This window comes from Myroides sp. LoEW2-1 (assembly GCF_009767705.1).
GTDB lineage: Bacteria > Bacteroidota > Bacteroidia > Flavobacteriales > Flavobacteriaceae > Flavobacterium > Flavobacterium album_A.
The window spans coordinates 1-3,131 of sequence record NZ_WSPP01000294.1 but is presented as its reverse complement, the minus strand read 5'-3'; the positions used below and the strand labels follow the sequence as shown (position 1 = coordinate 3,131).

General features: G+C 33.2%; 5 protein-coding genes. 4 read left to right on the top strand and 1 reads right to left on the bottom strand.

Annotated features, from left to right (window positions below; translation table 11 throughout):
- Positions 1 to 7: 7 nt before the first annotated feature.
- Complete coding sequence (locus tag GOQ24_RS14790) at positions 8 to 712, top strand: SDR family oxidoreductase (protein WP_160340037.1); 705 nt, start codon at positions 8 to 10, stop codon at positions 710 to 712.
- Between the two features lie 22 nt (positions 713 to 734).
- Positions 735 to 1,133, top strand: coding sequence for a DoxX family protein (locus GOQ24_RS14785; RefSeq protein WP_160340036.1), 399 nt, complete (start codon positions 735 to 737; stop codon positions 1,131 to 1,133).
- 49 nt (positions 1,134 to 1,182) lie between these two features.
- Here GOQ24_RS14785 and GOQ24_RS14780 read toward each other — a convergent pair whose 3' ends face one another.
- A complete protein-coding gene (locus tag GOQ24_RS14780) occupies positions 1,183 to 1,803 on the bottom strand; it encodes a class I SAM-dependent methyltransferase (protein WP_160340035.1) in 621 nt (206 codons plus the stop codon).
- 172 nt (positions 1,804 to 1,975) lie between these two features.
- On the opposite strand from GOQ24_RS14780, the gene GOQ24_RS14775 reads away from it, so the two are divergent.
- Positions 1,976 to 2,395 (top strand): DoxX family protein, encoded by a 420-nt coding sequence (locus GOQ24_RS14775; protein WP_160340034.1) that lies wholly within the window; start codon positions 1,976 to 1,978, stop codon positions 2,393 to 2,395.
- A 34-nt stretch (positions 2,396 to 2,429) separates the two neighbouring features.
- Positions 2,430 to 3,002 carry a Crp/Fnr family transcriptional regulator gene (locus GOQ24_RS14770; RefSeq protein ID WP_160340033.1) on the top strand — a complete coding sequence of 191 codons (573 nt, stop codon included), beginning with the start codon at positions 2,430 to 2,432 and terminating at the stop codon, positions 3,000 to 3,002.
- Positions 3,003 to 3,131 lie beyond the last annotated feature (129 nt).

Here is a 3,131-nt window from a genome sequence, read left to right as displayed (position 1 = left end):
AATACAAATGAAACAAATCAACGGGAAGGTAGTATATATCACAGGAGGAACCAAAGGAATAGGTAAGGGGATGGCAGCGGCACTTTTAAAAGAAGGTTGTAAAATAGCTATTAGTGGTCGTAAATTATCAGATGTAGAGTCAGTAGTCAGTGAATTTAATAGCAAAGACGTTTTGGCTATCAAATCTGATGTAAGAGATTATGGACAGGAACAAGCAGCAGTACAGAAAATTGTAGATACTTTTGGGCATTTAGACATCGTAATTGCCAATGCAGGCGTAGGTATTTTTTCATCTATCGAAGAAATGTCACTTGAGGATTGGAATACAATGATTGACACCAATTTAACAGGAGTGTTTCATACCCTTAAAGCATCTGTTGCTCAATTAAAAGCAAATAAAGGATACTATATAAGTATTGCCAGCTTGGCTGGAATTAATTTCTTTGCTAATGGGACTGGATATAATGCAAGTAAATTCGGTGTTGTTGGTTTTACGCAAGCTGCCATGCTAGATTTGAGAAACCACGATGTAAAAGTAACTACTATTCTTCCAGGATCTGTATCAACAAACTTCAACAATCACATTCCAAGTGAGTTAGACGCTTGGAAGATTCAGCCAGAAGATATGGGAGAGTTAGTAGTAGATATTTTAAAGATGAATCCAAATGTTTTACCAAGTAAAATAGAGATTCGCCCAACCAAAACAAGTTAAAAATTCAAACAATATACAAACTATGGGAACAGACTTTGGAAAACTTCTTTTGAGATTAGGAGTTGGTGGACTGATGATTTTTCACGGAATTTATAAGTTGATTCACGGGCATGATTTCATTATTAATCAATTATCTGCTAAAGGCTTACCTACTTGGTTATGGTTAGGTGTGCCTATTGGAGAAGTAGTTGCACCTCTTTTTCTAATCTTAGGTATTGCATCGAGATTCTCGGCTGCTGTTATTGCCTTCACAATGGTAATGTCAATCTTCTTAGTAAACGGAATGGCTGTATTTAATACAACAAATACTGGAGGGTTAGCAGGTGAATTAAATCTACTTTTCTTATTTAGCTCTTTAGCTATTGCCTTTATTGGCCCAGGAAAGTTTAGACTATATAAAGGGTCTGGATTTTTAGCCTAAATACGATACAAAGAACACAAAGAGGGTTTACATTAAAAGTAAATCCTCTTTACATTTTCCTTAAAATGACAAGACGCTCACTGAGGTGTTCTATCTCAAAACCAAACTGTTGACTAATAACTTTGAAAGTCTTAAAAGTATAAATAAAAACGTGTGTTTGATCTTTGCGGTAATACCAATTGACAAAATCAGTTTTCCCTGTGTAAAGATGAGTTTTGACAATTAACAAGCCACCTGTTTTCAATAGATTATAAAGTTTTGTTAGCTCTTGAAAAGGATTGTAGAAATGTTCAAATACTTCGCAGCTAAAAATAAAGTCATAGTTGTAATTTAAATAATCTTGACTCGGATAAAAAAAAGGGTCATATAAATTAATCTGATAGCCTTTTTCATTTAATTGCTTAGTAATAACAGGACCTTTTCCACAGCCATAATCTAAACCTAACATATCACTTGTACAGCGTTCTAAAATCGCGTTAGTTACAGGAGAAGTAAACTCTTGATAACCTATGTCATTAATATCGTTATTATGGCATTCGTAGTGTTTTTTCTCCTTATCAGGTGAAAAATAATATTGACTATCCTTAAGATAAGCTTCACAGTTGTCACAAATAAAATAAAACTCATCGACCTTTTTCTCTAAAGGCAAATTACATAAGGTACATTGCATTTGATAACTTCTTAATTTTGATCGAAAGTAAGTCTTTTTTTCAAATGCCTGTCTGATTTTAAATAGAATTGCCAAATATATATAAGAATAGACTCAATAAGTAACATTGGTTACAATCCAAACTGAGAATTGTTTCTATTTTTACCACTTAATGCTCTATAATTTAAAACAGATGAAACAGGAGATTAAAGTTAACCCATTTTCTTTACTCATATTAAGAGTAGCTCTAAGTGGTATTTTTATTGTTGCGGGTACCTCACATATTATTGCGCCTGACCAAGTAAGTAAACGAATTGCAAATGCGAATTTTGGCAATTTTGCACATCTATTTGGAGATCCTTATACTTTAGGGATCATCTCTGGTTATGCAATGATACTATTTGGTGTATTATTCCTAATCGGTTTTATGGTTAGATATGTTGCTGCGATTTTATTTGTCATACTCATTCCAATAACTATAACTATACAGATGGGAAATGGTTTGCTACATGGACCACTTTGGAAGAATATTGCCCTTTTTGGTGGCCTATTATTTTTTATACTTAATGACTTTAAATCCTGTAGTCTAATTTCTTGGAATAAATTTAAGTAACTTCTAACTTTATGCCCAATAGATTTACTTGCAAATGATTCAGCAATTTATAGCTTATTTACAACAGTATTGTCACTTGACTCAGGGAGAACAAGAGGCTCTGAAACAATATGTTTCAATACAATCGATACCCAAACAATCTATTATCTTTAAACAAGGGCAAATATCAAATGAGATTTATTTCGTTGTACAAGGATGTGTTCGTCTGTTTTATGAGGTTGAAGGAAACGACAAAACTGCTTTTTTCTATACAGAAGGACAATTTATTTGTGTAGGGGAGAGTTACACCTTCAATGTGCCTGCAAAAGAAAATTACCAAGTATTAGAAGATACAATATTGTGTGTACTTACCAAAGAGAATATTGAAAAACTCCTGGAAATATCTTCGACTTTTGAAGTGATTGCACGAGTAGCAGTAGAAAATGAGCTATTGACTTCTCAGCGTATCATAGCCTCTTTTGTCACCCAATCTGCGGAAGAACGTTACTTAGGCTTACTTCATAATAAGGGGGATCTTTTTCTTAGAGTGCCTCAACAGTATATTGCTACTTTTTTAGGAGTGTCTCCAGAAACACTTAGTAGAATAAAACAGCGCGTATTAAAATAACTTTCTTGATGATTGTCAACTATTACTGCATTTTGGTCTAACTACCTTTGTATTATAATATTTAATACAATAAACAATGAGAAAAGATAAAAGTAAAAGAGTGTTATTAGCTGGTGCAACAGGTTACTT